The sequence below is a fragment of the Fibrella aquatica genome (assembly GCF_041321135.1).
GTDB classification, from domain to species: domain Bacteria; phylum Bacteroidota; class Bacteroidia; order Cytophagales; family Spirosomataceae; genus Fibrella; species Fibrella aquatica.
The window spans coordinates 26940-52618 of record NZ_JBGGWF010000002.1 but is presented as its reverse complement, the minus strand read 5'-3'; the positions used below and the strand labels follow the sequence as shown (position 1 = coordinate 52618).

20 protein-coding genes are annotated in these 25679 nt (G+C 51.1%); 12 read left to right on the top strand and 8 right to left on the bottom strand.

Annotation, left to right across the window (positions count from 1 at the left end; translation table 11 throughout):
- Positions 1-164: 164 nt before the first annotated feature.
- The 11 genes from ACAW87_RS04200 (at position 165) to ACAW87_RS04150 (ending at position 17417) form a co-directional block, all read left to right on the top strand.
- Positions 165-3320, top strand: a complete 3156-nt coding sequence (locus ACAW87_RS04200; RefSeq protein WP_370721905.1) for a SusC/RagA family TonB-linked outer membrane protein — start codon at positions 165-167, stop codon at positions 3318-3320.
- A 12-nt stretch (positions 3321-3332) separates the two neighbouring features.
- The gene (locus tag ACAW87_RS04195) at positions 3333-5204 is read left to right on the top strand and encodes a RagB/SusD family nutrient uptake outer membrane protein (RefSeq protein ID WP_370721904.1); all 1872 of its coding nucleotides are present in this window, start codon (positions 3333-3335) and stop codon (positions 5202-5204) included.
- A 30-nt stretch (positions 5205-5234) separates the two neighbouring features.
- A complete protein-coding gene (locus ACAW87_RS04190; protein ID WP_370721903.1) occupies positions 5235-5966 on the top strand; it encodes a DUF3823 domain-containing protein in 732 nt (243 codons plus the stop codon).
- Positions 5967-5995: 29 nt separating this feature from the next.
- Positions 5996-8104: a CehA/McbA family metallohydrolase domain-containing protein gene (locus tag ACAW87_RS04185; protein WP_370721902.1), complete on the top strand. Its 2109-nt coding sequence runs from the start codon at positions 5996-5998 to the stop codon at positions 8102-8104.
- Positions 8105-8138: 34 nt separating this feature from the next.
- Positions 8139-11723: a PVC-type heme-binding CxxCH protein gene (locus ACAW87_RS04180; protein ID WP_370721901.1), complete on the top strand. Its 3585-nt coding sequence runs from the start codon at positions 8139-8141 to the stop codon at positions 11721-11723.
- A 13-nt stretch (positions 11724-11736) separates the two neighbouring features.
- A complete protein-coding gene (locus tag ACAW87_RS04175) occupies positions 11737-12510 on the top strand; it encodes a ThuA domain-containing protein (RefSeq protein WP_370721900.1) in 774 nt (257 codons plus the stop codon).
- Positions 12511-12556: 46 nt separating this feature from the next.
- On the top strand, positions 12557-13669 hold the full coding sequence (locus ACAW87_RS04170; protein WP_370721899.1) for a Gfo/Idh/MocA family protein: 1113 nt from the start codon (positions 12557-12559) through the stop codon (positions 13667-13669).
- A 111-nt stretch (positions 13670-13780) separates the two neighbouring features.
- Positions 13781-14638 (top strand): sugar phosphate isomerase/epimerase family protein, encoded by an 858-nt coding sequence (locus ACAW87_RS04165; RefSeq protein WP_370721898.1) that lies wholly within the window; start codon positions 13781-13783, stop codon positions 14636-14638.
- 27 nt (positions 14639-14665) lie between these two features.
- Positions 14666-15286 (top strand): HAD family hydrolase, encoded by a 621-nt coding sequence (locus ACAW87_RS04160; protein ID WP_370721897.1) that lies wholly within the window; start codon positions 14666-14668, stop codon positions 15284-15286.
- 31 nt (positions 15287-15317) lie between these two features.
- Positions 15318-16544: a Tm-1-like ATP-binding domain-containing protein gene (locus tag ACAW87_RS04155; protein ID WP_370721896.1), complete on the top strand. Its 1227-nt coding sequence runs from the start codon at positions 15318-15320 to the stop codon at positions 16542-16544.
- A gap of 15 nt (positions 16545-16559) precedes the next feature.
- The gene (locus ACAW87_RS04150; RefSeq protein WP_370721895.1) at positions 16560-17417 is read left to right on the top strand and encodes a phosphoenolpyruvate hydrolase family protein; all 858 of its coding nucleotides are present in this window, start codon (positions 16560-16562) and stop codon (positions 17415-17417) included.
- Between the two features lie 35 nt (positions 17418-17452).
- Here the strand turns inward: ACAW87_RS04150 and ACAW87_RS04145 are convergent, their stop codons facing one another.
- From ACAW87_RS04145 to ACAW87_RS04130, 4 genes are all read right to left on the bottom strand, one after another.
- Positions 17453-18676 (bottom strand): sensor histidine kinase, encoded by a 1224-nt coding sequence (locus ACAW87_RS04145; RefSeq protein ID WP_370721894.1) that lies wholly within the window; start codon positions 18674-18676, stop codon positions 17453-17455.
- Between the two features lie 74 nt (positions 18677-18750).
- Complete coding sequence (gene corA, locus ACAW87_RS04140) at positions 18751-19701, bottom strand: magnesium/cobalt transporter CorA (RefSeq protein ID WP_370721893.1); 951 nt, start codon at positions 19699-19701, stop codon at positions 18751-18753.
- An 82-nt stretch (positions 19702-19783) separates the two neighbouring features.
- Positions 19784-20983 (bottom strand): MFS transporter, encoded by a 1200-nt coding sequence (locus ACAW87_RS04135; protein ID WP_370721892.1) that lies wholly within the window; start codon positions 20981-20983, stop codon positions 19784-19786.
- A gap of 73 nt (positions 20984-21056) precedes the next feature.
- Positions 21057-21626, bottom strand: coding sequence for a DinB family protein (locus tag ACAW87_RS04130; protein WP_370721891.1), 570 nt, complete (start codon positions 21624-21626; stop codon positions 21057-21059).
- Between the two features lie 418 nt (positions 21627-22044).
- On the opposite strand from ACAW87_RS04130, the gene ACAW87_RS04125 reads away from it, so the two are divergent.
- The gene (locus ACAW87_RS04125) at positions 22045-23550 is read left to right on the top strand and encodes a capsule assembly Wzi family protein (protein ID WP_370721890.1); all 1506 of its coding nucleotides are present in this window, start codon (positions 22045-22047) and stop codon (positions 23548-23550) included.
- A 94-nt stretch (positions 23551-23644) separates the two neighbouring features.
- Here the strand turns inward: ACAW87_RS04125 and ACAW87_RS04120 are convergent, their stop codons facing one another.
- From ACAW87_RS04120 to ACAW87_RS04105, 4 genes are all read right to left on the bottom strand, one after another.
- On the bottom strand, positions 23645-24364 hold the full coding sequence (locus tag ACAW87_RS04120) for a YbbR-like domain-containing protein (RefSeq protein ID WP_370721889.1): 720 nt from the start codon (positions 24362-24364) through the stop codon (positions 23645-23647).
- A gap of 119 nt (positions 24365-24483) precedes the next feature.
- The gene (yajC, locus tag ACAW87_RS04115; protein WP_370721888.1) at positions 24484-24801 is read right to left on the bottom strand and encodes a preprotein translocase subunit YajC; all 318 of its coding nucleotides are present in this window, start codon (positions 24799-24801) and stop codon (positions 24484-24486) included.
- A 66-nt stretch (positions 24802-24867) separates the two neighbouring features.
- Entirely contained in the window at positions 24868-25338 is a 471-nt protein-coding gene (locus ACAW87_RS04110) for a DUF1573 domain-containing protein (protein WP_370721887.1), read from the bottom strand.
- Positions 25339-25350: 12 nt separating this feature from the next.
- Positions 25351-25653 (bottom strand): YtxH domain-containing protein, encoded by a 303-nt coding sequence (locus ACAW87_RS04105; RefSeq protein ID WP_370721886.1) that lies wholly within the window; start codon positions 25651-25653, stop codon positions 25351-25353.
- Positions 25654-25679: the final 26 nt, after the last annotated feature.

Below are 25679 nucleotides of genomic sequence, written 5' to 3'. Positions count from 1 at the left end.
ACTCTTAAAATTGCAAAATCAATTCTTGGAATTATTCCAGTACGAGTGAACCTAATCCCACACTATGGTTCTACGAATTAGCCATTATTCGGCCTGCTCAGCTTCTCTATTCCTCTCTTTATAAACCCGTTTTTCTCACTTATTCTATACCCCTCAATACGTCTATGAACAGGAAAAATCTCTACCAAATCGTAGTGCCACTGCTTGTTTGTCTGCTGATGCTGGCCATGCCCAGTCCGTCGGCATTGGCACAGCAACGTACCCTGACCGGCAAAATAACCGGCGAAAAAGGAGACCCCTTACCCGGGGCCACCGTGGTGTTGAAGGGTACCTCTACCGGTACATCAACAAATGCCGATGGTAACTTCACCCTACCGCTAGCGGCCGACCAGGGCAACGCCATCGTGGTTGTATCATATATCGGTTACCTCTCTAAAGAGATTCCGGTTGGCAATCAGTCATCGATAAACGTAACCATCGAACCCGACTCGAAAGGCTTGCAGGAAGTTATTGTGGTTGGTTATGGCACCCAGAAAAAAGAGTCGATTACCGGGGCTATCTCTGCGGTGACCGCCAAGGATGTGGGCCGGGTTCATGCAGCGACCGTTACGGCAACATTGGCGGGTAAAATTCCGGGTGTGCAATTCCGGCAGGCTGATGGCCGCCCCGGAGCCGCCGCCAATATTCAGATACGGAACATGGGCGGTAATCCCCTGTTTATTATCGACGGCGTGCCCAAAGACAAATCCCAGTTCGATAACATCTCCCCAAATGACGTAGAGACAATTACGGTTCTGAAAGACGCGTCAGCCTCTATTTACGGTTCGCGGGCAGCCAACGGCGTTATTATTGTCACCACTAAACGGGGCGCGCTCGGTCAGAAAAGCACCATTAATCTAGACGCCTACTACGGGTTTCAGAACTGGACCCGCTTCCCATCGGTGGTCAACGCTTATGAATGGAACCTGGGTAAAGCCGAGGCCGAGGTAAATCGCAATGGCACTACCTCGATCACACAGTCTGAACTAGATAAGTACAGAGCCGGCACTGAGTATGGTTACCAGAGCTTCGACTGGTACGATTTCATTATTCAGCCCAACGCACCTCAGTCAAACATAAACTTAAGTGCCAGCGGTGGCTCCGATAAGATCAATTACTACATCTCGGCAACCCGGCTCGACCAGAATTCGGTGATGGGACGTGAGTTTATCTTCAACCGCTCCAACATTCAGTCGAACATCGACGCTCAGATCACAGACCGGATCAAAGTTGGCCTCACGATAGCAGGGCGCCAGGAAACCCGCGAAAACCCCGGCGTACCAGGTGGTGACGACTATGTGGCTCCCAAGTTTGCCATTCTGCGCAACCGTCCCGGCGAACGCCCATATGCCAACGATAACCCCGCTTACATCAATACCATCAGTAACCCGGCCTCAAACTGGGGGTACCTGAACTACCAGCGGTCAGGCTTTCTCAAAGAAGTATACACATCGGTTACGCCCCAGTTCACGGGAGAATATCGTACGCCGCTCAAAGGGCTGGTCTTGAAGGGATTATACTCGTATATGTTCCGCGATTCGCAACGTGAAGTGTTCGAGTATACCTACGACACGTACACTTATAACCCCACCACTCAGGCCTACAATAGAACGGGTGGCAGCCAGAACCCTTACCGTCAGCGCGTGGTCAACAAAATCGACGAAAACATTGGGCAGATCCAACTCAACTATACCAATACGTTCGGCAAGCACACCATCACGGCTTTGGCACTGACAGAACGTCTGCAGCGTCGCGAACGCAATGTAGAAGCGCGTACCGTGCCCAAAACCAACACATTACCTGTAATGCAGTTTGCAGATATTGTTGCCTACAACGATGCTGACTTCACACAGGCACGGGTTGGGTACGTTGGTCGGGTGAACTACGGATTTGCCGACAAATACTTCGTAGAAGTAGCAGCGCGGCGCGATGCTTCCTGGAAATTTTCGCCTACCAAACGCTGGGGTACGTTCCCGTCGGTATCGGCAGCATGGCGTATTTCGGAAGAACCCTTCTTTAAATCGTTTACAAACGAAGGCCGGGTATTAACCGACTTGAAACTGCGGGCATCGTATGGCCAACTGGGTGATGACAACGTTCGCCCAAACAACGCCGACCTCGACCCATTTGCCTACAATCCGGGCTACTCGTATAACACCGGAGTCGGCATCATGTCGGGGGTAACTACGGTGGCTGCACGCGACCGGGGCATTGCCAATGACCGTGTATCGTGGCTCACCGCCAAAGTGACCGACATCGGACTCGATTTCTCCCTGCTCAATAATAAGATTACCGGTACGCTCGATTATTTCCGGCGCAACCGGGATGGGTTACCAGCTGTGAAAAGCGACGTATTTGTGCCCAGCGAACTGGGATACGCCCTGCCACAGGAAAATCTGGAACGTGATGCAGTGGTAGGTGGAGAAGGCTCGCTGGTCTATAACGGATCGGTTAAAGGGCTGCGGTTCACTGTAGGCGGTAACATTTCGTATGCCCGCAGCCGGTATATCACTCCCTACAACCCCAGATACGGAAACTCCTTGCTTCAATACCGCGAGTCGATCGAGGATCGCTGGAGTGGCATCTTCTGGGGATACGAAGCTATTGGCCAGTTTCAGTCACAGGAAGAGATCAACAATTACCCGGTTAACATTGATGGGCAGGGTAATCGTACCATGATTCCCGGTGATTTGATTTACCGCGACGCTAACAACGATGGCATCATCAACTCCCGCGACGAACGGCCTATCGGGTATAGCATCAACACCACGCCCATTCTGTCGGGGGGCTTCAACTTTACCATGCAATACAAGGGCTGGGATTTTGCGGCTGACTTCTCGGCGGGCTCGATGATGGCCATTAATCGTCAGTTCGAGCAGCGCAACGCCTACCAGAACACAGGCAATGTACCCCGTCTGCTGTTCGACAACCGCTGGCGCCGGGCCGATCCGCTCAACCCGGACAGCGAATGGATTGCCGGTACTGAAATTCCGCTCCGCTACAATGATACCGGCCACAGTAACATCAACAAAAACTCGACCTGGTGGCTGCTCAATATTAAATATATCCGAAACCGGACTATGGAACTGGGCTACACCCTGCCTACTACCCTGACCCAGAAAGTGAAGATTCAGCGCGCAAGGGCGTTTGTGAACACCTACAATCTATTCTCGATCGACAACACCCGCCCTTATGGGATCGACCCTGAAGTACAGGACGAGAACGGACTGCAGTACCCACAAACCAAGCTTGTCAATTTCGGCCTAAACCTGAGCTTCTAAACCGACCTGACCATGAAAAAATACAGTGTAAGTCTCGCCGCAGCCCTCTGCCTGACCATCACGGCCTGTAAAGACGATACTAACTTTCTGGATGTAAAGTCCACCAATATCCTGCTGGTCAACGAAGTATTTAGCGACCCCCGTTTAGTCCTCTCGGCCGCCACGGAACTCTACAACCGTATTCCTGAACTCGTAGAGCCCGCCAACTTCGGTATCTACGCCAGCTTCGACGAAGCCTTTGCCTCAGGCGATTATGGTCGGCATCAGAACCGAGAATACAGCTACGACGACTGGAATCTATGGGATTATGGCTACATCCGGGAAATCAATCTGTTCATTGAACGGGTTGAATCATCCACGGCCCTGACACCAGCCGATAAAGCGCGGTTTGTTGCCGAAGGTCGTTTCCTGCGGGCCAACGCCTATTTCGAAATGGTGAAACGGATGGGTGGTGTGCCGCTCATTACGGAGTCACTTTCGTACGATTACAGCGGTAATGCAGCCTACCTGCGTAGACCACGGGCCAAAGAGTCAGACATCTACGATTACGTCATTGGCGAGTTTGAAGCCATCAAATCGATTCTCCCAAAAACACCCAACGAAAAATCGAGGGCTACTTATGGCCTGGCCTTGGCGGCAAAGGCAAGGGCGGCTTTGTATGCAGGCTCAATTGCCAAGTACGGCGTCAACACTCCCTCGGTCTCATTGCCAAATGGAGAGATAGGCATTCCGGTCTCAAAAGCTACTGGCTACTTCCAAACAGCGCTGGCAGCCGCTCAGGAATTGATCAACTCCGGGCAGTATTCGCTCTATCAGAAAGCACCCGATCTGTCTACCAATTTTGCCAATATTTTTCTGGACAAGGCCAACAACCCGGAGGTTATTTTCGTGGAAGATTACAAACTGGCCAGCGGCAAAGTCCACAGTTTTGCCCTTGACAACCAGCCACGAGCGTTGACGGAAGAAGGTGAACGGGGCGGACGGATTAACCCATCGCTCAACCTGGTGCAGTCGTTTGAAAAGCTGGACAACACCTTTGCCCCCCTTGCCATTAATAACGGCTCAGCCACTGATTATATCTATTACGATAAACCAGAAGATCTGTTTGCCAATCGGGATGCCCGCTTGCAGGGAACGGTTCTGGTGCCGGGAGCCATCTTCAAAAATCGCCCGATCGACATCTGGGCTGGCCTGATTCTAGGCAATGGCAGCATTCTGTCGGGCGATCAGCTGGGGCAGCTTAAGCCGGTTAATAATGCCTCGGTACAGGTAGTAGGTTTGTCGGGTCCTATTGAAGGATATGATGGGTCGGCGCAGGGTGGATTTTACATGCGTAAATACAACGATCCTGTGACGGGTTCAGGACAGATCGGTACGCAGAGCGAGGTCTGGAATGTGCGGTACCGGTACGCTGAAGTATTGCTGAATGCCGCCGAAGCTGCTTTTGAACTGGGCCAGAATGCCATAGCCGCCACGTATCTGAAACAAGTACGGGACCGGGCGGGGCTAACCAATGCACTGGCAGCGGGTGACATCACATTCGACCGTTTAGTACACGAACGGAAGGTAGAACTGGCTTTTGAAAATCACCTCCTTTGGGACATGAAACGGTGGCGTTTAGCCCACATTGTCTGGGATGGTAGCAATGCTGACTTGACTACACAACCTGGAAAAGCAACAGAGCCAAGCACCAGGGTGTATAGCCTGTGGCCCTACAAAGTGTACAATCCTGGCGGGGCCAATCACAATAAGTGGGTGTTCCGCAAGGTGTTATCGGGACGGGTAACGCAGAGCCATATTTTCAGACTGGGCAACTACTACTCGCGGATCAACGACGGTATTATCAACAACAATCCGCTGATTACCCGAAATCCAAACCAGTAACTCATCTACGGCCTCTAAAACCTCACAACCATGCGCTATTCTTCTTTCCTGTTTCTGCTGCTGACCATTGGCCTGGCAGCCTGTGAACTCGACAATTTCGAGCCCCCAAAATCAACGTTCGAAGGGCGGCTGGTATACAACGGCGAACCACTCCTAATCCAGAGTGCCAACGTATCGGTAGGTAACAATTCTGACTTCCCCGTTTTTCTGGAGCTATGGCAGAAAGCTTATAACAACCGAAGCTCAATCCGTATTCCCATCAAGCAGGATGGCTCATTTTCATCACTGCTTTTCGATGGTGATTACAAACTGATCGTGCCCAATGGTCAGGGGCCGTTCTTGTGGAAAAAAACTGCCGCCAATACGCCCGACAGCCTTGACATTGTGATTCGAGGGAGCCAGAAAATAGATATAGAAGTCGTACCCTATTATATGGTTCGCGACCCACGCTTTACGGTAAGTGGACGTAAAATATCGGGTAACGTAAAGCTGGAAAAAGTCATCACCGATGCCATTAATGGTAAAACGGTAGAACGGGTGTCGCTGTACGTCAACAAGTCGCAGTTTGTCGACGCGGGTAACAGCATCAACAGAGCAGATCTGGCTGGATCAGCGATTTCAAACCTCGACAATGTAAGCCTGACTACAGCCGACATCCCCGTACTTATTCCTTCACAGAGTTATGTCTTCGCTCGCATTGGCCTTAAAATCAGTGGTGTAGAAGACATGATCTACACCCCCGTTCAGAAAATTAATTTTTAACAGGTTGCTCTACGCTTTCAGACTCACCAATGAAAAACTACCTTCTTTTACTTTGTCTTCTAAGTTCCACCGCCTTTTCGCAGGTACGTGTCGATCTGTCGAAATTCACAAAAAAGAGCCCCACGACGGTTATTCAACAGGGGAGTGAAGTCATTTTGAGCTGGCCGACAACCGGCACCGAAAAAGGACGATTAGTAGTCAATCTGGAACCTGACAAACCCTTATTCAGTCATATACAACTCTCGAACAAAGGTAGGTTCGTCGATATTGCCACCGATATGGACCCCGCCTTTGTGCTAACGGTCGGAAAGCGTGATCTGATCTCCCAAAACGGCTGGAACATCTTTTTCGATAAAACGAACCGGTTGCCCTCCAAAGCGTATGCTGTTGAGTTGACAAAACGGCAGGCAAGCGCCACCACCATTGGAACCCGCACGGTGCTTCGAATTGGAAACCTGCAGGCAGCTACTTTTGCCGGGGCGCTCGAAATCACGGTTTATCAGGGTAGCCCGCTGTTCAACGTGGCCGCTGTCATGGCTACCGAGCGTGACTCAACGGCTATCCTGTACGATGCGGGTTTGGTGGGTAAAACAGTGAACAGAGGTGCTGGTGTGGGGCATTCGTCTGGCTGGACTACCCTATCCTGGTCGAATACGGACAATAAACTACAGCAGATGGCGCTGGACCCTGCCCAACTTAACAAGGCGCAGGCGGTCAAATACCGGACAATCATGGGCAGCAGCCCCAGAGGTACGCTGGCCGTTTTTCCGGCCCCGCACCAGTATTTTTATCCGTTAGACGAAGCCTTTAACCTTGACTTTACCTGGTTTGGCACCAATTACCGAAGCCTGGTACCCGATTTCGGTATTGGCATCCGGCAAGACCTGATGGGCGACAAACGTTGGGTGCCCTGGGTCAATGCTCCGCCCCGCACGCAGCAACGGCTCAACTTTTTCTGTTTGCTCAGCACCGGTCAACCCGCCGCGGCTCTCGATGCGGTGAAGCAGTTTACCCACAACGACAAGTACCCGGAGGTGGCCGGCTATAAAACAATGTCGAGTCATTTTCACAATGAATTTGTGATGAAGGTGATTCGGGCGGGAAAACCGGTGCCGGCCAATCCTGCTTTTCTGGACGTATTCAAAAATTCGGGCGTTGATATCGTTCACCTGGCGGAGTTTCACTACACAGCACATCCGAAAGGTCCTGATAGTTTACGCCTGATCGAGTTGAAAGCGCTGCACGATATGTGTCAGCGCTGGTCAAACAACGATTTCCTGTTGCTACCCGGCGAAGAACCCAATGAGTTTCTGGGCGGGCACTGGCTCAGCTTCTTCCCCAAGCCCGTAAACTGGATTATGGCGCGCAAACCCAATATGCCGTTTGTGACCGACGACCCGACCTACGGAAAAGTGTATCGGATTGCGGATAAAAACGATATGCTGAAACTACTGGAAGCCGAGAATGGCCTGGCCTGGACCGCCCACGCCCGTACGAAAGGATCGACGGGTTTTCCCGACAAATACAAGGAGGAGGCCTTCTTCAAATCGGACCATTTCTTCGGGGCTGCCTGGAAAAACATTCCGGCCGATTTGTCGGAGCCCCGCCTGAGTCGACGTGTGCTTGATCTAATGGACGATATGGCTAACTGGGGACACAAAAAACACGTCATCGCCGAGGCCGATATTTTTACCATGGAGCCCGAAAATGAAACGTATGCTCACCTGAACGTCAATTATTTACAACTCGACAAACTACCCGATTACAAGCAGGGATGGCAACCCGTGCTGGATGCCATGAAGCAGGGTAAATTCTTTGTCTCGACGGGTGAAATCATGCTGCCCACGTTCACCATCAATGGCAAAGGATCTGGAGAAACCCTGAGCCTGGGGGCTGATGGCAAAGCCACGGTGACGTTGGCTATCGACTGGACGTTTCCACTGGCCTTTGCCGAGATCATCTCCGGCGATGGCCAGAACGTATACCGCGAACGAATCGACCTCACCAACACCCTGCCTTTTGGGAAAAAGCAGTACCAGTTTCCAACCAACCTGAAAAATAAAAAGTGGGTACGGGTCGAGGTCTGGGATGCCGCCGTCAATGGCGCTTTTACCCAACAAATCTGGCTTCAACCGTAATATCCAACATTCCCTCTCAACCTCCCGCTTGCTTATGAAATGGTTTATTTTATCGCTGGTACTCACGTTCGGACTGTACCAGGGCTGCACGAACAGTGCCCAAAAAAACAGCCGAACGTCAACAAACACTCGTTCCGAGGCCCCGCCTCGCCGGGGTGAAGTACTCTTTCTGGGCAACGCAGGAAAACACCACGATTCGGGCAAATATGCACCCTGGCTGGCTATCTCGCTGTTTAACAAAGGCGTAAACCTGACGTACACAACCGATCTGAACGATCTGAATGAAGAGAACCTGAGCCGTTATGACGGGCTGGTCATCTACGCCAACCACGACAGCCTGTCGCCCAGTCAGGAGCAGGCCATGAAAACCTTTGTAGAAGGAGGTAAAGGCCTGATTCCGCTACATTCAGCGTCAGGTTGTTTCAAAAATTCGGTCTGGTACATCAATACTATCGGCGGTCAGTTTAAATCGCACAAAACGGGCTCGATTGCCGAGATCATCGTCAATAAAAACCACCCGGTGATGCAGGGCTTAGCCCCCTTTACCACGTCTTGGGACGAAACTTATGTACACCAGAACCTGAATCCCGACATGACCGTGCTGACGGCGCGGCAGGAAGGTGACCGGCAGGAGCCCTATACCTGGGTACGTACCCAGGGGAAAGGCCGGGTTTTTTACACCGCGTATGGCCATAACGACAGCACCTGGACCAATCCTGATTTCAGGGCGCTGGTCAACAACGGCGTATTGTGGGCGCTGGGCGAGCCAGTGAAACAGCAGATTGCCCGGCTGACCATTCCCAACGTAGACATTTATGAATCGTCGGGCATTGCCATTTCCGATTATTCGAAACGCTACATGGTTCCGAAAATGCAGGAAGCGCTGAAGCCCGAAGAATCCAAAAAGCTGATGCAGGTACCAGCCGATTTCGACATCCAGTTGTTTGCGGCCGAACCTGATATCACCAATCCGATTGCCATGTCGTGGGACGAACGAGGTCGACTTTGGATTGTTGAATCGGTCGATTACCCGAACACGTTTCTGGAAACCGACGGGGCCGCCAACGACCGTATCAAGATTTGTGAAGACACCAATGGCGATGGCAAAGCCGATAAGTTCACCGTTTTTGCCGATAAACTGAACATTCCCACCAGCATGGTTTTTGCCAACGGCGGAGTAGTTGTGGCCATGGCCCCACACCTGGTTTTTCTTAAGGATACCAATGGCGACGATAAGGCCGACGTGCGGGAAAACATCATGAGCGGCTGGGAGAAAAACGATACCCACTTCGGCCCGTCGAACCTGCAATACGGCTTCAACAACAAGATATGGGGCGTAGTTGGCTCAGGCTATAACGGCACCACTCGCGATGGTAAAACCATGAGCTTCCGAACAGGCGTGTATAACCTCAATCCAGACGGAACGGGTGTTGACTTTCTGGCCAATACCAGTAACAATACCTGGGGACTAGGCTTTTCAGAAGACAACAACGTGTTTATCTCAACGGCCAATAATACCCACAGCGCCTACTACTCGATGCCAGCACGGTACATGCAGCGGAATCTACCCGGCTCGACCATGCAGGCGGTGCAGAAAATAGATGGCCACTACGACTCGCACACCATGACCCCAAATATGCGGCAGGTCGACGTAGTCGGTGGCTTTACGTCAGCGGCCGGGCACCATATGTACACGGCCCGTAGTTTCCCTAAATCGTACTGGAACCGCGTAGCGTTTGTCTGCGAGCCCACCGTACGGGTCATCCATAATGCGATTGTGGAGCCTAGTGGGGCCGGTTTTGCCGAGAAAGATGGCTGGAATTTTCTGGCCAGTTCCGACGAGTGGGTTGGCCCGGTACATGCCGAAGTGGGTCCCGATGGCGCGCTATGGGTGGCTGATTGGTACAACTTCATCATTCAGCACAACGTATTTGTCGAACGTCAGGCTCCGTCGCTAATGGTGCTGCCCTTTAAAGAGCAACCGCGCGGACAGGGAAATGCGTTTATAAGCCCCTTGCGTGACATCAACTTTGGCCGCGTGTACCGGGTCGTCTACAAAAAAGCCAAACCATACCAGCCCGTCGCGTTGACCAGAACCGATACGCCGGGTCTGATAGCAGCCTTGAAAAGCGACAATATGTTCTGGCGCATGACTGCCCAGCGGATACTGGTCGAGACTAAAAATAATGCAGCTCTCCCCGAATTATACCAGATTATTGCCAACCCCACCGTTGATGAAATTGGCCTGAATAGCCCCGCCGTACATGCCCTCTGGACACTGCACGGGTTGGGTGCACTCAACGGGTCAAACGCTGACGCGATGCGGGCCGTAACGGGTGCTTTGTCGCACAAGGCGGCGGGTGTGCGGAAAGCGGCCATCGATGTGCTTCCCCAGACTAGCCAGACCCTGGATATACTTCAGAAAGTAGGGCTACTGAACGACCCAAACCTCAACGTACGGATGGCAGCCATGCTGGCACTGGCGGCACTGCCAGCCAACGAAGCCGTTGGCGCGGCACTGTACCGGGCATCGCGGCAACCAGACAACGAAGCCGACGAGTGGATTGGCCGCGCCCTTTTTGCCGCCGCCGCCGTTCACCGCGATGGTTTTCTGACCGAAGCGGCCAACAACCCGGGTGCTTCCACTTCAGAAAAAAGCTTGAGCCGTCGGCTGCTATCGGGGATTAACCAGGAAGTGTATGCACTACAACGCCGGGCTACGATTGCGTTGCCACCCGATGTTACGGGCCGCGAAATCATCGTAAAAGGGTCTATCGCCAAAGGGAATCGGGATCTGGAAGGGTTCATTGTTGGTCAGGGCGGTCAGGAAGCCGGGTACGGATTGTATATTAAAGATGGGCACCTCACCATGGCCGTCAAGCAAAACGGACAGGTGTATACGGCGGCAACTACCGAAGCATTGCCCGAAAAATTCGAGTTCGAAAGCCGATTCCTTACCAATGGTGAGATGATGTTGCTGATCAACGGGCAAGAGAAGGCGAAAAGCAAAGCACCATCGCTTTTCACCAAACCACTGGCCGACGTAATCCGGTCGCAGCGCGACGTAACAACTGAAAACTCGATCGGCGCTTATGCCAACGCGTATACCAACTCGTTCGATTTTGTGGGCAATGTGCAGAACGCCACCCTGGAAGTCAGGAAGCCGACGACCACTAAGCCAGCTATGGCCGCCACTTCAGCCATGAGCAATGAAAAAGCCACCGTATTGACAATCAAGGTGGTTGAGGAGCAGATGAAGTACGACACAAAAATGATCACGGTTAAGGCTGGGTTGCCCGTTGTACTGACGCTGGAAAACCCCGACATCATGCAGCATAACCTGGTCATCTGTAAACCCGGCACCGCCGAAAAGGTAGGCAAAGCCGCCGATGCGCTGGCCCGCGACCCCAAAGCGGTAGAGAAAAACTACGTACCTCAGATGCCCGAAGTATTGGCCTCGACCAAACTCGTGAATCCGGGCGAATCGTACACACTGGAGTTTACCGCCCCCACTCAACCCGGCGATTACCCCTTCGTATGCACGTTTCCGGGGCACTGGAGCATTATGCGTGGCGTCATGCGGGTAGAAAAAGCCAACAAACCCCTCAACAGCAAGTAACCAACCAATCGACATGAAAGCACGATTTCATCCACTAAACCAGCTTGCGCTGACACGTACCTGGCTGATTGCCTGCCTGGGTCTTAGTCTCTCTCTTTTACTCACGCAGTGTAAAACAAGTTCAGCAGGCTCAGCTAAGTCGGGCAAGCCCATTCGGGTGCTGATGGTGGGCGGCGGCACCTCGCACAATTTTGGCATGTGGTACAGAAACGTTGATGGCCAAACCCTGAGCCGCGACGGGTTTGCTACAGTCAACTACGTGGGCGACCCCGACTCGATGATGACGTACCTGCCTCAGGCCGACGTGCTGTACCTGAGCAATAACCGCCCCATTACCAATCCGGCTATTCGTCAGGCTGTAATGAATTTTGCCGAAGCAGGTAAGGGAATGATCATTGCCCACGCGGCGATGTGGTACAACTGGAAAGACTGGCCAACATACAACCAACAGATTGTGAGCGGGGGGTCGCGCGGACACGATCGCTACGGTTCGTTCGACGTGACGGTCAATGAGACTGGCCACCCAATCATGAAAGGTGTTGAACCCAAATTCACCCTGAAAGACGAACGCTACTACTTCATTCCCGACCCGACCGGACCGGGCGTAGAGGTGCTTGCCAGCTCTAGCGTTGCTACTTCCGACAAAATATTCCCGTCTGTTTTCGTGGTAAAACACCCTAAAGCCCGCATTGTGGGCCTGGCCCTGGGCCATGATGCCGAGTCGCACAACATTGCCAACTACCAAACCCTGCTGCTCAACTCCGTGAAGTGGGCCGCCAGGAAATAGGGCTTTTCATAATCAATTATCAATAAATAAATCGACTGCATTAGTCATGAGTGATCAGCAAATTACCGTCGTTATCGTAGGCATGGGATTCGGCAAAGAATTTATCCCCATCTACCAGAGTCATCCCAACATCAAAGCCGTGGGTATCTGCACCCGTAATCGGAAAACGCTGGATGAACTGGCGGCTAAGTTCAATCTGGACCCCGATCTGTGTTTTGAAAATTTCGAGGACGTACCTGGCCGCGCCGATGTTGATGCCATCCACGTGGTTACGCCCGTTCCTGATCACGCCCGCATGGTGCTGGCTTCGCTGAACGCCAATAAACACACAGCCTGTACCATTCCAATGGCGATGACAGTAGAAGACTGTAAAGCTATTGTTGAAGCGAAACGGAGAGCCGGTAAAGTGTATATGATGATGGAAACGGCCTTATATACCCGCGAATTTTTGTACGGCCTGAAACTGGCAGAAACGGGCGAACTGGGGCGTATTCAGTTTGTCAGAGGCTCGCACATTCAGGATATGAGTATGGAGGGATGGGGCGAATACTGGAAAGGGTACCCACCCATGCTCAACGGCACCCACGCTATTTCGCCGCTGCTGCGCATCAATAACACCATTGCTGAAACGGTCGTTTGCCACGGCTCGGGTCGCCTCAGCGAAGACCTCGCCAGCCGGTACGGCTCGCCGTTTGCCGTTGAAACAGCCACGTTTACACTCAAAGATTCAGACGTGGTGGCCGAAGCGACACGCTCTCTGTTCGACGTGGTGAGGCAATACCGAGAAAGCTATGACGTGTATGGCACCAAAATGTCGTTTGAGTGGGAGCAGCTTCAGGACGAAGAGCACATTATTTTCGACGGTGGTGAAAACGCCCGGCGAATCAATGTACCCGACACGGATGACCTGTTGATCGAGCCGATCAAGCACTTTACCAAGCGCGAAAAAATTGACGATCCCAATCACGTGTCATTCCTGCAAGGTGCGGGGCACGGTGGTTCACATCCGCACCTGGTGCAGGAATTTGTGGCAGCCATCATTGAAGGTCGTGATTCGGCCGTTGACGCTGAATTGGCCGCCAACTACACCCTTGCCGGTATCTGCGCTCACGAATCAGCTATGAAAGGCGGCGAACGCATCACCATTCCCCGGTTCTAATTCAACATGGTACGCGGATTTCGCCGATGATTAGATTCCAGCGGATTAATTATAAAATTAGCATGAACCCAATTTATCGGCGAAATACGCGTACCCATCCAACATCTGCACATGATTCAATTTGGCGTCAGCACCTTTGTGTGGGTGTCTCCCTTTTCTACCACCCACTTCGATCTCCTGTATAAAGTAGCCGACATGGGCTACGACATTGTCGAAATAGCCATCGAGGACAAGGACCTTATTGATTGGTCGGCTCTGAAAAAGCTAGCTACCGAAACCGGTTTACGCATCACCATCAGCGGCGCATTTGGCCCCAATCGCGATATCTCCAGTGATGATGCTGCTATCCGGAAGATGGGGTACGACTACATAGTGGATTGTATCCGCATTGCCAGTGAAATGGATAGCCCGCTGTTTACCGGCCCGGTCTATTCAGCCGTTGGCAAAACCCGGCTGGTATCAGCAGAACGGAAACAACAGGAACGTACCTGGTGCCTCGACAATCTCCATCGAGCGGCACAGGTTGCCGAATCTCATGGTGTGGTGGTGGGCGTTGAACCACTTAACCGTTTCGAAACCGACATGGTCAACACGGCCGAGCAGGCCTTATCGCTGGTGCACGAACTGGCTCATCCGTCCATCAAGATTTCGCTCGATACATTTCATAATAACATCGAAGAAAAAAGTATTCCGGCCACCATCCGGGCCATCGGCAACGATCTTCTGTGCCACGTTCAGGGCAACGAAAGCGACCGGGGAACACCCGGCACCGGCAATGTAGACTGGGCAGGCATTAAACAGGCGCTGATCGATATTGACTACCAGGGTGCCGTAGTACTCGAAACGTTCGGCGCCCCCTCTGCCGAGTTAGCCAAAGCCGCATCGATCTGGCGACCACTGGCCAACAGCCCCGACGAATTGGCTAGTGAAGGGCTGGATTTCTATAAATCACTTTTCCGGTACGACTAAAACCAAAATGAAGCGTACATTTCCGGCATGATTAAAACCATCATTTTTGACCTGGGTGCCGTCCTGATCGACTGGAATCCGTTGTATCTCTACGAGACGATTTTTGAGGACGAAACCGAGCGGCACGAATTTCTGCGTACCGTTTGCACACCCGACTGGAACGAAGAACAGGATGGCGGACGAACCATAAGCGAAGCCACTAGTCTGCTAATTCCACGTTTCCCTCACTACGAAACGGCCATCCGGGCTTTTTATGATCGTTACCCAGAAATGCTACGGGGAGCGATTACCGGCACGGTCGATATTCTTCGCGAATTAAAAGAATCCGGCAATTTCGGCCTGTATGCCCTTACAAACTGGTCGGCCGAAACGTTTCCGGTTGCACAGAAACAGTTCGATTTCCTGACCTGGTTTGATGGAATTGTGGTTTCGGGGACTGAAAAAGACCGTAAACCGTTCCCCTCGTTCTATAAAACCCTGCTGAACCGCTACGAACTGGAACCCACCCAATCGCTCTTCATCGACGACAACCTCCGTAATGTAAAGGCGGCACAGGAATTGGGAATTCACAGTATCCACTTCACCGATCCGGCTAGCCTGCGCCACGAGCTGACCGCTTATGGTGTGCTGGAAACACAGCCTAACTAATGGTTCAGCTCGTGTCGACGACCTTGTTTCCATGAACAAATCAATTGTACTCATTGGCTGTTTTGACACGAAGGGGGCAGAATTTGCCCTCCTGAGAACGCGTATTCTGGAGCGGGGCCTGCCGGTCATCACCATCAATACGGGGGTGATGGACACAAGACCGACTTTTCCAGAAGACTATACCGCCGAAGAGGTAGCCCAGATTGCGGGCATTTCACTGACCGATCTTCAGAAAACGCCCGATCGTGGATATGCCATTGAACGCATGAGCAATGGGGCCACGCAACTCGTTCGTCGGCTGGTGAGTGAAGACCGCGTAGCCGGGGCAGTGGGCATGGGGGGAGGCGGTGGTACATTCATTGCCCTCTCGGCCATGCAGGAAATTCCGTTTGGAATCCCCAAATTATGCATCAGTACGCTGGCGGCCAAAGACTTATCGCGGCAGGTAGGAGCCAAAGACATTGTGTTGATGCCCTCGGTAGTTGATATTGCCGGCCTCAATAGCATTCTGTGTCCGTTGATTGAGCAAGCCGCAGCGGCTATCTGCGCTATGGCTAGGCTGGAACAGGTACCTGCCCGCCACGCTTCGGGCTGTATTGCCATCAGCATGTTTGGGAACACAACGCCCTGCGTAGAGCGGTGTAGTCAGTTAATCACCGAACAGGGCTATGAGGTGTTTACTTTCCATGCCAACGGTATTGGTGGCAGAACTATGGAGAGCCTGATTCTGGAAGGCATTTTCGACGCCGTTCTCGACATCACGACCACCGAGCTTGCCGATGAACTGTGCGGGGGAATTTGCAGTGCCGGAGCTAATCGGATGCAGGCAGCTGCCCAACTGAACATTCCGCAGGTTGTTGTACCGGGCTGCCTCGACATGGTTAATTTTGGCCATCCAGATACTGTGCCCGCCTCATTCAAGCAACGGCATCTATATAGTTGGGCTCCCGATGTTACGCTGATGCGAACCAATGCGGCTGAAAACAACTGGTTGGGGACCCACCTGGCTCAACAAATAAACCGGTCAGCAGGGCCGGTCGCAGTGGTGTTACCGCTGAAAGGCCTTTCGCAACTCGACACTGAAGGCGGTATTTTCTTTGAGCCACAAGTTGATAAAGTACTTTTTGATGCCATCAAAGCGACCGTATCACCGCGTGTAACAGTGGTGGAATCAGACGCACACATTAACGACAGGGCTTTTGCCGAACTACTCGTAACGAGTCTACTGGCCCTGATCGAATCAAAAAAACGGACGTAAACCATCTTTTATACAATGCCCAATCCATGGACAGGGAAAGGAAATCCCTACACAAGACAGGAAGTTAAAGACCGCTTACAGGCTACCCTCAACCAGAATAAGGCGATAATTGCCGCTGGCGCAGGAACGGGAATCAGCGCCAAATTCATTGAAAAAGGCGGGGCTGACCTCATCATCATCTACAATTCGGGCCGCTTCAGAATGGCCGGTCACGGATCTACGGCAGGCCTGATGGCCTATGGCGACGCCAATGCCGAGGCTATGAACATCGGCGAATTCGAGGTATTGCCCGTTGTAGAAGACATTCCGGTCATTTGCGGCGTTCACGGCTCCGACCCCCGCCGTAGGATGTGGCATCATCTGATCAAGGTTAAGGAAATGGGCTTTTCCGGGGTGAATAATTTCCCCACCCACTGCATTGTCGACGGGCACTTCCGCCGCGTGCTGGAAGAAACGGGCATGGGTTTTCAGAAGGAAGTAGAGATGGTGGCGCTGGCTACTAAAATGGACTTGTTCTCCATTGTCTATGTAGCCACGCCCGACGAAGCCCGTCAGATGGCTGAAGCCGGGGCCAACGCCATTATTGCCCACGTGGGCACTACCGTTGGTGGTTCTGTCGGTGTAACGGATGCCTCCTGCTCGATGGACGAAGCCGTTGAACGTACCCAGAAAATTATCGATGCCGGCCGGTCGGTCGATCCGGATATCTTTTTCCTGGCCCACGGCGGCCCCATCAACACACCTGAAGACGTACGAATTGTGCTCGATCGGAGTAGCGTGCAGGGTTTCGTAGGTGCCTCTTCGCTGGAGCGGATGGGTGTTGAACGATCACTCACTGAATTGACGCAGGCCTTTAAGTCGCTGAGCCTCTAAAACAGACCGATGTGGGAGATGGTGACACGAGTAGGTCAGACGGGTAGGTACACACTAAATGTTGAGCCCTGGCCGAGTTGGCTGGTGGCGGTGATGGTCCCTCTGTGATTAGCCACAACCTTTTCGCAGATGGCCAGGCCAATGCCAGTACCCATAAACTCAGTTTTACCGTGCAGGCGTTGAAAAATAACGAAGATACGGTTTACGTATTTTTCGTCGAAGCCAACCCCGTCGTCGATCACATCAATTCGATGGTAGGCAAGAGCCCTTTGATCAGATTTCACAGAGTTTGGAAGTTTATCCGCCGCAACCCAGGAAGAGTGAATTTTTACTTGAGGAGCATTACCAGGCTTCCGAAACTTGAGGGCGTTACTAATCAGATTTTGAAACAGTTGTTCCAATTGCAAAGGGTCACCTTCCACCACAGGTAAATTACCGACCTGTATCATGGCATTTGATTCGTTAATTGAAACCTCCAGGTTCATCAATACCGTTTGCACGATTGTTGCCAACGAAACAACACCTTTCGTTTCCTGCTGGGTTGAAATGCGTGAGTAGCTTAGCAAGTCTTTAACCAAAGTAGACATGCGATTAGCTGCGTTTTGCATCCGTTCAACATACGTCACCCCTTCACCCAGCAGGTGACTGTATTGATCCTTGAGCAAATCACCGAATTGCTGCACTTTTCGTAAAGGCTCTTGTAGATCATGAGACGCAATAAAGGCAAATTGCTGTAGGTTCTCATTCGAGCGTTTTAACTCTCTTATTGAGTCTTCTAACTGCTGGGTACGTTCCTGAACCTGCCGATCCAGACTAGTCGACAGCTGACGAAATCGTTCTTCACTTTCCTGAAGGGCCAGCCGAGCTGCTGTCTGCTGCGTAATGTCAATACCAGTCGCGATGATGCCATAAACCACTCCCTGCTCGTTTCGAACGGCCTTGAACGAAAAGTCGAAGTAAACGGTCGTGCGCACTCCATCAACAACCATATCTGCGGGCGTATTATCAGTAGCAAACGTGACGCCCGTGGTGAATACGTTATCGAGAATGGCCAAAAATGGTTGCCCCTCCATTTCGGGAATGGCTTTCGCTAGTGGCATGCCAAATACGTGACTGCCCTTTCCCCAAACTTTCAACTGTGGCTCATTGGCTACAGTAATAATCAACTCCCGGCCAATCAGCAGCGCAATCGGAATAGGCGATTCCATCACGATAGCCTGAAAAACAGTCGAATCGACCAGGTCAGATTTGTTACTCATCAAACATATAAACACTTAAAACTAAATAAAGCCGTTACTTCCGGCCATATAATTACTAAAATATGGTAACGTACCTACAACCAGTTTTTCTTTTTGAAGAAATAGTAGGTCAGACCCGATGAAATAGCCATTAGGCCTAAGGCAAACAGATAGCCAAATTTCCAACTAAGTTCGGGCATATCGGCGAAGTTCATGCCGTAGATGCTGGCAATGAGCGTGGGCGGCAATAACACCAGCGATAGTACGGTGAATATCTTGATGATATTATTCTGCTCAAGATTAACCAGACCAAGAAATGTATTTTGAAGAAATTCGAGTCGCTCGAAGATGAAGTTCGTATGGTCGATCAACGAGTTGATGTCTTTGATGACAATGCGTAGCCGGGCCTGCTCGTCTGAGGTAAACCAGCCATTCGACCGAATCATGGCCGATATAACGCGCTGTTTATCCACTACGTTTTCCCGTATCGACATGGTTAACTCCTGGTAATCATTGATTAACAGGAGCATTTCCCGGTCTAGTTTGGCATCCAGATCCAGTTGCTTATTGATCTCCTTCACCCGTGTCGACAGCGATTCGACCAAGTCGGCATCATAGTCAATTCTGGACTCGAAAATGGCGATCATGATTTGGGCACCATCGCTAAACACTGTCCGTTTCGACTTGATCTTTTTCACCATATCGGCAAAGCTTTTCAGATCGGCAAAGCGATAGGTAAACAACACGTCATCTTTCAGCAGGAAATTGACAGGAACCGTTTTGTATTCGTGATTTCGGGTAGGAATCAGGAAGTTCGAGTTGGCAATCAGCAGATCATCTTCTTCAATGTAACGCGAACTACTTTCAATTTCAGCCTGCTCCTGCTGCGACTGAAAACTAACATCGAATTTTTCTTCTACACTTCTGATTTCCTCGGGCGTTGGATTTTGGAGATCTACCCATAAGGTTCGCTCGGTGTCCTGAAAAGAATCGAAGTCACGAATCTTTCGAACGGCAGTTTCATCCTGTTGAAAAATACGAATCATACGCTGTGACGTGTTTATTTTCTCCGTCCTTACTATCCGACAGGTGCTGCTGGAAGCTGGATACGCGATAGGAAAAGTGCGCCTAACCCATTCGTGTCAAGCGAAACAAATACCCCACTCCTATCACTGCAAGGCCTGCCGCAATACTAAATGCGACGGATAGTGCCTGCTCTGTTACCAAATGTGTAAAGAACCAGCCTGCTGCCAATGCCCCCAGGCCAATACCTAATTCGAGCGCAATATAGAGTGTAGCCATAGCACGACCACGGGTTGCCTCTTCGCTCAGGTCAACCGTCCAGGCTTGTAACGTGGGAGAGTTCATGCCCCAGGCCATGCCATACACTACCGCCGCCGTAAAAAATAACCATACCGAATCGGTAAGTGCCAGCATAACCAACGATATAGCCAACACGATGGTAGAGGCAATCATCACCGGAATGCGGCCATGGCGGTCTGATGATTTAGAAAGCAATAAACGAATTACCAGCGAAGCCAGCGTATACACCGCAAAGAACCATCCTTTATTAGTTACCCCAACCGATTGGCTTAATGCCGGGGCCAGAATAATGACCACACCCGACGCAAATGAGTTAAGCAATTGCACAAAAAAGGCAGGCAGAACCCCCGTATCAAACCATTCATCGGACCGTAATTTGAACAGGCTCAGCCGGAAAGGGTGCCGATTCTCCAACGTTTCAGGCAATCGAAGCAATATTCCAATTGACAGCAGGGCAAAGGCCGACGAGGTATAGAACATAATGTTCATACTGGCATTGTTGACCAGGAAACTCCCAATAACCGGCCCCAGAGACATACCGGTAGCGGTGAATATTCCTAAGCCGCCCATAGCTTCGCCCCGACGACTTGCAGGAACCACATCGGCCACATAGGCCGATGTAGCGGTTGGCTTGGTGCCCGTTGAAAAGCCATGAACCAGGCGGAGCGTCAAAAAACCTGCTACAGTAATGAGAAACGGGTAGAGTAGGCCGCAAAGAAAGCAGACAACCGAGCCAAAGGCCATCACCGGGACCCGGCCCACCGTATCCGTAATTTTTCCACTGAACGGACGCGAGATGCCAGCGGTAAGTGTAAAGAGAGCAATGATAAGGCCGATGTATTCCCGCCCCCCCAGTTTGGTAAGGTACTCGGGCAACTCGGGAATCATCATCGAAAAACTGGCCGTGAACAGAAAGTTGCTTAAACAAAGCAACCAGAAGGGCAGTGTATAGAGCGATGAAGCCGAAGTAGGCACCTCACCGGCTTGATGTAATTGCGTTGGCAAAAAGGGGGAAATTAATGTTGATCAACAATGATCAATCATCAATTTATTGATGATTGATCATTGACAATTGAGTTCAGTAGTAATCTTCGCGGTCGTAGGAAGAACCAAAATCGTCATCGCTGTCGCTGAAACGACCGGCACCAGCTGCTTTGAAAGCCAGCGCTTTTTTTAGAATCATGATCTGACCGGCATGATAAATATCGTGGTTGATGATGCCATGCAGGAGGTCGTAATAAGTATAGTCACGACCTGGTACGATCTCTTCCAGAAAATCATCTTCGTCGCGTTTATCGAGTTCGTTAATCAATTCTTCCTGACTCAGACTGAGTTCCATCTGGAGCGCTTCCCACTCGAAATCATCAATTTTTTCAGGAAGTTGACCAAAGTTCTTTTCTGGAGTCAGAATATCAAATTCTCCATCGCCCTGCATTTTTTTCACCGAGAAAATGCGCCAGCTCGTCATGTGAAACAGAAGCTCGGCAATGGTATGAGTGTTGGGCGAAATCCGCAAACTGGCCATATCAGGCGTTACATCACGCATGACTTCCGCCACTGAGGGACCATGCCAGGCTTCTTCGCCTTCGTATGTCGTATTCAGCAAATCGATGATTCGCAGGAGCTCGTCGTTATTTGGCTGTTCCATTTTGTGCAGAACGTTACTTTTTTAGTGGTCGCTGTCTATATAAAAGGTGTCCTGCCGACCACGCAGATTTAGCATTTTAACCCTTTGGTTAAAGGCCAACACCTAACGAATACGGGTGACACAACACCTTGACACTGATAACAAAGGTAGGTCAATATTGATGGTCTTCCGAAGTTTTGACGCTTACAATGTCTTTTTTAAATGAATAAAGGAACCCAATTTTATGTGACGACAGCCATTCATTCCACTCTTTAATTGGAACATTAGCCTTGTTTTCAGGCATGTTTAAGTTCCCAACAACTGAACAGACAGGCCCTTTTTGTCTTCTGGCCCAACTATTGTACAAGCGTTGCTGGACGTGGCGAGTGATCCTGATCCATGTTGCACCGCTCTACATTTATAAACAACGAAACTCTTCATGCGGCTCCTGATTCTGCTTGTCTGCTGTAGCCTCACTGTAGCTGGCCAAACCCGCAAACCCACCCTCTATCAGCTCGAAGCAGGAATCTATCTGCCCGCCCGTGGCGAAATTCCGTTTTGGCAACGAGCCAATCAGTATGGTATCGTTCCCCGTAGTAACCCTGATCGGTTTGACCCCGTTACAACGCTTCGTGGCGGTCTTCGGGTCGATTATTACGGCAAACCACAAACCAAGCTGGATAGTTTGCGTGCGGTACGCAGGCGGGTAGACTGGGGCTGGGGATTCGATATGGTACTGAACAGTACCGATCTGAACACAAAATCCAGGTTTTTGCTACCTGAAGCCTATGCCAAAGTCAAGTACCGTAGTGTAGAATTTTACGCCGGCCGACGCCGCGAAATTATCGGCCTGGTCGATTCTACCGTATCATCAGGCTCCTACATATGGTCGGGCAATGCGTTGCCTCCTCTGAAAATACAGATTGGCACTGCTGGCTGGGTTCCGCTCAGTAAAGCACTGGCTATCAACGCCTTTTTTGCCCAAGGTTGGTTCGAATATAACCGATTTATCAAAGGGTCGATGCTGCACCAGAAAGCGCTGTATTGGCGATTGGGAAAACCAAATTGGAAAGTGTGGCTCTCCGGGGGGCTAAATCATCAGGTGCAATGGGGCGGCAACAACGAAACCTTACCCGGAGAATTTATCCGAAATAGCCAGTTACCAGCCAGTTTCCCCGATTACGTCGATGTAATCATGGGCAACAGCCTTGGCAACCGCCGGGTAGACACCACCAAGTATAGCGCCTTCGATGCCGGTAATCGGATTGGAAACCACCTGGGTACCCTTGATCTTGGCCTGACCATCCGGGCTCGCACTTTCGATGTTTCGCTCTATCGTCAGAGCATTTACGAAGATGGCTCCTTATTTTACCTGATCAACATTACCGATGGGCTAAGCGGCCTCTCTATCCAGAATAGACGGGTAGCCCGCCGTGGTTTCCGTATCAACAAAGTGGTGTTCGAATACCTGGACACCTTTAGTCAGGGAGGCAACGCATTTGTCGATAGTGACCCTAACAAACGGGGTCGCGACAACTATTTCAACCATGGCCAATACCGCGACGGATGGGCCACATTTGGTCGAACAATTGGTACACCTTTCATTGCTCCCGCCACCGATTTGCCAGGTACGTTACCGGGTGCTTTCTTCACAAACAACAACCGGGTGGGCGTGTTCCATACGGGACTGAGCGGATCGTTTTCCAGGCGGATTGGCTTTACGGGTCGGTTTTCGTACAGTCAGAATGCGGGCACGTATGACACGCCGTTTACAGCCACTCAGTTCTCCGGCTTTCTGGGCTTAACCTCCCAACTTAACTGGCTGGGGGGATCATTCTTGAGCACGACCTTCGCCTACGACAAAGGCGACCTGTATGCCGATAACCTGGGCCTGTTTATCAGCCTGAAAAAACAGGGCCTCATCAAATCGAGATTTACCAGATAAGATATTGGATGCCGGACATTGGACTGAAATGTCAAAATGAGGCACTTTTAGTCCAATATCCGGCATCCAGTATCTAACGTCTAATGTCTGCTTGTCACTTTCGTTTGCTGGCCGCTGCCGGAAGTGGTGAGAGCAACTCCCCCACTTCAAAACTAACAAACACCTTGTCGGCACTGCGCTGAACCAGTGGATGCCTGAAGGCGGTTATAGGCAGTTCTTCATCATAATTGGCCGAAATTCGGCGACCGGGGATTTTAATCAGCATAGTATCGCTGAACCCCTTAAGCAGTCGAGCGGGGCCCTGCACGGTGATGGTAGCCGGTGTCAGGTTAATGACGCTCGACACCACAAAAGGCGAAAGCATATCGATGTGTGTACTGTCGGCAACCAGGCGAATCGTTTTGGTAATCCGATGATCGAAACTCATTTCCAGCGTATCGGCCACGACATAGTTCACCTTCAGATTCTTGATCTGATCGGCCAGTGCGGCAGTCATGGCCGAGGTGTTGATGATCGACGCCCGCATCGGGTTGTTCACTTCATAGTTGACGGGCTCAGTGCGAAAAGGGAGCCACGATAACCGCAGCAAATCCCAGCCATCGCCCGATACATTTACTTTCACCGTGCGGGGAAGCGTGGTGGTTGGAATATAATTCGACTCGTTGAACTCGAAGTGAACCGGATATTCAACATTTAGTGAATAACCCTCTTTGTTGAGCGCATTCATGATCCAGAATAAGCCGGCCCCTACGAGGCAGAAAAGCCATTTTCCCGGATTAAATGGCTGCCTTGGTGTATTTGCCTCAGCGTTCATACAGTGTTAAGGGGGATATTATAAGGTCATTGGTAGTCATTAGCTTATCTGACCACATGGTGGGATAACCTAATGGTCACCAATGACCATAAATGCCTACCTAATGACAGGGTTATAAATCAGGCTTTCTCTCCGTCGGGCTTAACTGTCGCCTCTCTCGAAATAGCCGACTTCTCGAAGGTTAGTTTCGTACCCCGATCTACCTCCAGGGTAACGGTTGTACCTTCTACAGAAGCGATTTTACCGTGCAGACCGCCAATGGTGACCACCGAATCACCCTTTTTCATACTACTGACAAAGTTTTTCTGATCCTTTGCTTTTTTCTGTTGTGGCCGGATCATGAAGAAATACATGACGGCCAAAACGCCACCCCAAAGGGCAAACGTAAATACACCCTGAGGAACCTGACTGATGGACTGTGCCAATACCGTTTGCATTGTAGAGAGGAGAAAAAAGCCCGTTACTGCCCGCAAAGGCGGCAACGGGCCGGTGGAATTAAACGCTTACTTAGTTGTTGTAGCCGACTCAGGTTTTGGATTCACCATCACCTTAAATTCAATATCGGTCATAGTTGGCTGGGTGTTGGCGTAAACAGTAACCGTTTTGCGCTGCTCGCCCTGTTTGCCCCGGCTGTTGAAACGTACCCGAACCGCCGACTCTTCGCCGGGTGCTACCGGGTCGCGTGGCCAATCGGGCGTGGTGCAGCCACACGACGCCGTGATGTTATTGATTACCAGGGGAAGTTCGCCTTTATTGACAAACTTGTAGAGGTACTCTACCGTGTCACCTTCTGTCAACTGGCCAAAATCATGAACACCCTTGTCAAGAAATTCGATTTTAGCTGTTTTACCCGTAGCAGCACCCTGCTCTCCTACTGGCTGACCGTTCGCATCGCGTTTGTTGCTGCAGCTCTGCCCAAGCAAACCCATCAGCACAACCACTAACAGACCGATTCGACTTATTGAATGCCTCATGTTGTTGGCTGCTTAAGCGCCTTGCTGTTTAATTTGAGCCATCAAACGGTCTACATCTTCCAGCAGCCGTTCTGCTTTTTCGCGGGCATCATTTACCACCCGTTGCCCCTCCGATTTCTGAAAATTTTCGGGCAAATCGGCCGTATTCATTAACTCATTCAGCAACTGTTCCAGTTGCTCCCGATATTTCGAGAGCCGGAACGAAAGCCGGTCGCGGGTAATCTCCCCTTTCTCGGGGGCATACAATAGGCCCAGAATGGAACCTGTGGCAATTCCGGTCAGGAAAAACGCCAAATCACGTCCTGATCTGCTCATTACGTTAGTCGTTAGTTGTCAGTAAT